5 protein-coding genes are annotated in these 3,386 nt (G+C 62.6%); 4 read left to right on the top strand and 1 reads right to left on the bottom strand.

The features are described 5' to 3' along the window. Window positions 1-17 precede the first annotated feature (17 nt). Window positions 18-566: a YceI family protein gene (locus K728_RS0111040; RefSeq protein WP_019483186.1), complete on the bottom strand. Its 549-nt coding sequence runs from the start codon at window positions 564-566 to the stop codon at window positions 18-20. 183 nt (window positions 567-749) lie between these two features. Between K728_RS0111040 and K728_RS0111045 the strand changes: the two genes are divergently transcribed. The 4 genes from K728_RS0111045 to K728_RS19210 all read left to right on the top strand — a co-directional run. Then, window positions 750-1,427 (top strand): histidine phosphatase family protein, encoded by a 678-nt coding sequence (locus tag K728_RS0111045; protein WP_024476749.1) that lies wholly within the window; start codon window positions 750-752, stop codon window positions 1,425-1,427. Between the two features lie 37 nt (window positions 1,428-1,464). Then, the gene (locus K728_RS0111050) at window positions 1,465-2,079 is read left to right on the top strand and encodes a TlpA family protein disulfide reductase (protein ID WP_019483188.1); all 615 of its coding nucleotides are present in this window, start codon (window positions 1,465-1,467) and stop codon (window positions 2,077-2,079) included. Window positions 2,080-2,178: 99 nt separating this feature from the next. Continuing rightward, window positions 2,179-2,892 carry a cytochrome c biogenesis CcdA family protein gene (locus K728_RS0111055; RefSeq protein WP_050994964.1) on the top strand — a complete coding sequence of 238 codons (714 nt, stop codon included), beginning with the start codon at window positions 2,179-2,181 and terminating at the stop codon, window positions 2,890-2,892. 32 nt (window positions 2,893-2,924) lie between these two features. After that, window positions 2,925-3,386 (top strand): cytochrome c biogenesis protein ResB (locus K728_RS19210; protein ID WP_035747867.1); only part of this gene is annotated, 462 nt, incomplete at its 3' end.

Raw genomic sequence — 3,386 nt, forward strand, 5'->3', positions numbered from 1 at the left:
CCGCTGGCTGGGGAGGTCTACTTGGCTGGAGCTACGAACGCTGCATCAAGGTTGATGGTGACTTTGTCGCCGACCAGAACGCCGCCGGCTTCGAGGGCGGCATTCCAGGTCAGGCCAAAGTCCTTGCGGGAAATGACGGTCTGACCGGAGAACCCGGCGCGGGTTGCGCCGAAGGGGTCAACTGCCACCCCGTTGAATTCGGTTTCGAAGACCACCGGGAGGGTTACGTCGCGGATCGTCAGGTTGCCTGAGAGCTGGTAGGTCTCGCCGGAACCTTCGATGGAGGTCGACTCGAAAATCATTTCGGGAAAACGCTCGACGTCGAAAAAGTCCTCGCCGCGGACGTGGCCGTCGCGGTTGGCGTCGTTGGAGTTGAAGGAAGCAGTCTTGATGGTCGCGGTGACCTTGGAGTCACTGAGTGAGGACCCGACATGAAGTGCTGCGTCGACGGTGTCGAAGTTGCCGCGTACCTTGCTGATGCCAGCGTGGCGCACGGTGAAGCCGACCTCGCTGTGTGAGCCGTCGAGGGTCCAGGTGCCGTTGTTCAGTCCTGTAGGAATTGCCATGGTGGATCTCCTGATGATGGTGCGGTCTGGGTTATGGGTAGGTGGCAGCCGGAAGGCCGTCACCTATAATAAACATGCATTTGCATCGATTATTCCCGAAGTTAGTTAAATGTTCAAACGAATCTGCGCCGGATCGGCTTCGGCGGATTTAACTGACCGACCGAACTCTGAGAAACTGGACCTATGTCCCTAGCTACCGTCCACCTCGTCCGTCATGGCGAGGTCCATAATCCAGAGCGTGTACTTTACGGACGACTCCCGAATTTTCACCTCTCGGAGCTGGGCCAAAAGATGGCTCAGCGGGTTGCAGGTCACTTTGCGGCCCGGGTTGCCGGCGGGGCGAGCGTTGTCCGGTTGGTAGTGTCCCCACTGACCCGGGCGCAGGAAACTGCCGCTCCGATTGCCGAACGGCTCGGCCTTGAAATTGTGACGGACGACAGGGTTATTGAGGCCTACAGCCGATTTGAGGGCATGTCCCAGGTGGCCCAGCAGTTGCGGAACCCCCGGCACTGGCCGTTGCTGGCCAACCCATTCCGGCCATCCTGGGGTGAGCCGTACAGCCAGCAGGTAGAGCGCATGATGGCCGCAGTGGGTGATGCCCGGCGGGCCGCCGTCGCGCTCGCTGAAGCAAATGGGTCGGCGGGTCCAGCCGAAGTAATCCTGGTGGGCCACCAACTGCCCATCTGGGTGTCCCGCCTTGCCGCGGAGAACCGGCGGCTATGGCACGATCCCCGAGATCGCGAGTGCACCTTGAGCTCGATCACGTCCCTGGACTTCGACGGCGGGCGCCTGATTGGGGTGCGCTATGAAGAGCCAAGCGCGGACCTCCTGCCCGGTGCGGCAAACCTGCCGGGAGCATAATAGTATTACTACACGTTGTAGAACTGTGGAAGAAGCTGTGAAAAACTCTGACCGATCCGCCCGGCGCCCCAAAAGGCTCGGGACAGCACTGGCTATTGGGCTGTCCGCCGCGATTGCCCTTTCGGCGTGTGCCGCTGACGATCCGTTGGCTCAGCAGGCGGCCGTGGGTGACAACAAGAACTACATTGCCGGTGACGGCTCGGTCACCGAGTACGCCGTGGGCGACCGGGGTGAACCTGTCACGCTTACCGGCACGAAATACGATGGCACCGTCGTCGACTCGGCGGACTGGGTGGGGGATGTGACGGTGGTGAACTTCTGGTACGCGGCCTGTGCGCCTTGCCGCGAGGAAGCACCGGACCTGGTGGCGCTGCACGACGAGTACCAGTCGGCGGGGGCCCGGTTCTACGGGGTCAACATCCGGGATACGGAGAAGACCGCCGAGGCTTTTGAACGGAGCTTCGAGATTCCCTACCCGAGTCTCGATGATCAGGACGGCGGGGTGCTGCTGGCGATGACCAGCTATGTTCCCCCTCAGGCAGTGCCCACCACGCTGGTGATCGACAAGGAAGGTCGAGTGTCAGCGCGGATTCTCGGGCTCGCCGACAAGACCACGCTCGGGGCTCTCATCGAAACAGCACTGGCCGAGTAACTGACAGTGAATCTTCCCCTCCACCTGAGTGCCGTCGTCGGCGGCTCCCTTCCGCTTGCCCCCAGCAACGCCTTCGCCGATACGGTGCTGAACGGCTCAATGCTGCTTGCCCTGCCGGTTGCACTCCTTGCCGGTCTGGTGTCCTTCGCATCGCCCTGTGTCCTCCCGCTGGTGCCCGGCTACCTGGGCTATGTCACGGGACTGACCGGTGTCGACCTTGAGCAGCAGAAGCGCGGCCGGATGCTGACCGGGATCGCCCTGTTTGTGTTCGGGTTTTCGGTGGTCTTCATGGCGTACGGTGCCCTGTTTGGCCAGCTGGGAGCCTGGATGGTTGGTTCCGAAAGCTGGCTTATCCCTGTCATGGGACTGGTGGTGGTGCTGATGGGACTCATCTTCATGGGTGGATTCTCCTGGTTCCAAACCGAAAAGAAGTTGCAGACCAGGGTGCCTACCGGGCTGTGGGGGGCGCCGCTGCTCGGCCTGACGTTCGGGTTGGGTTGGGCCCCGTGCATCGGCCCCACCCTCTCTGCTGTGCAGTTGCTCGCGTTCTCCAACGATGACGCCAGCGCGGCGAAGGGCGCAGCACTGACCTTCGTGTATTGCCTGGGTCTGGGCCTTCCCTTCCTGCTGATTGCTCTCGGCGTGCGACGTGGAATGGGAGCGATGGCCTTCTTCAGGAAACACCGGCTGTCCCTGCAACGGTTCGGCGGCGGGATGCTGGTGGTCGTCGGCTTGCTCATGGCTACCGGGGTCTGGACCCTGTGGATCAATGAACTGCAGAACTGGCTCGGCGGGGTGACCCTCCCCATCTAATGGCAACTGATCCCAACGAAAGGGGGCAGACAATGACCCCCGACACTCCCGAAGGCGGAAAGCCCGACGTCGCGCTGCCAGCGCTCGGCTTCCGCGGCAGCCTCCGCTGGGGCTGGACCCAACTGACCAGCATGCGCACAGCCCTGTTCCTGCTGCTCCTGCTTGCTGTAGCCGCCGTGCCGGGGTCCCTGTTCCCGCAGCGCCCGGCAAACCCCGCAGTAGTCACCCAGTACATCCAGGACAACCCCGACACCGGGCCGATCCTTGACTGGTTCCAGCTGTTCGACGTCTACTCCTCGGTCTGGTTCTCGGCCATTTATCTGCTGCTGTTCATTTCCCTGATCGGCTGTGTCATCCCGCGCACGCTGGTTCATGGCCGCGCGATGAGGTCGAAGCCGCCCCGGACGCCCCGGAAACTATCCCGGATGCCGATCTACGGCACCATCGTGCTGCCCGCCGGAGCGCAAGCCCATGGCTCCCGGCTCACCGCGGCG

This window comes from Arthrobacter sp. CAL618 (genome assembly GCF_000468215.1).
GTDB lineage: Bacteria > Actinomycetota > Actinomycetes > Actinomycetales > Micrococcaceae > Arthrobacter_D.

Bases quoted from the DNA above. Each gene is read 5' to 3' on its own strand.
- K728_RS0111040 (WP_019483186.1), bottom strand. From the start codon at position 566: ATGGCAATTCCTACAGGACTGAACAACGGCACCTGGACCCTCGACGGC.
- K728_RS0111045 (WP_024476749.1), top strand. From the start codon at position 750: ATGTCCCTAGCTACCGTCCACCTCGTCCGTCATGGCGAGGTCCATAAT.
- K728_RS0111055 (WP_050994964.1), top strand. From the start codon at position 2,179: ATGCTGCTTGCCCTGCCGGTTGCACTCCTTGCCGGTCTGGTGTCCTTC.